Annotated in this window: 1 protein-coding gene; it reads right to left on the reverse strand. The window is 61.9% G+C overall.

Annotation, left to right across the window (positions count from 1 at the left end; genetic code table 11):
• Window positions 1-47 precede the first annotated feature (47 nt).
• Window positions 48-401, reverse strand: a complete 354-nt coding sequence (locus tag M1L53_RS33110) for a hypothetical protein (protein ID WP_261949526.1) — start codon at window positions 399-401, stop codon at window positions 48-50.
• Between the last annotated feature and the right edge of the window lie 103 nt (window positions 402-504).

The raw sequence follows: 504 nt of genomic DNA on the forward strand, positions 1-504 counted from the left end.
CGCGGAAGCCAGTGCGGAGGCGACGATTCCGGAGGCTCGGCTGGCGGTCATGATGCACCGTCCATAGGTAGGGAGAATGGGCCAAAATGCTTGCTGATGTACGTGGTCGGGAGGATCGCCGTTTCGGGAGTGACCCAGTTGTCGCCATCCCATTCCCATATGTCGCCATCACGATCAGTGAGTCGGCCGACGGTTTCCGGTACGTCTTCGATGCGCTGCCACGGGCCTGTTTCAGCGGGGATGGTGTTGCACTCATGTTCGCCATGCGGATAGGCCGGGCAGGCAAACTCCGTTTCCGCCTTTGCCGCCAGACGTTGGAGGTGTTCAACAGTCGACTGGTCGCAGCACTCCTTCGCGACTTTGGCGGCGATGCGGTATTCGCGTGCGGCGATGTCGCTCATGCTGGCCACCCGCCAAAAGCGCTGAGAACGTACAGAACTCCGACCGACGAGAACGCCAGCGCCGACAAACCAGCAGCGACAGCCATGCCCCACTTGCCCGTCG

The organism is Rhodococcus sp. T9N (assembly GCF_024436645.1).
Taxonomy (GTDB): Bacteria; Actinomycetota; Actinomycetes; order Mycobacteriales; family Mycobacteriaceae; genus Rhodococcus_F; species Rhodococcus_F qingshengii.

What these genes read in the sequence shown, in the direction of transcription:
- M1L53_RS33110 (WP_261949526.1), bottom strand. Translation starts at nt 401, where the DNA reads ATGAGCGACATCGCCGCACGCGAATACCGCATCGCCGCCAAAGTCGCG.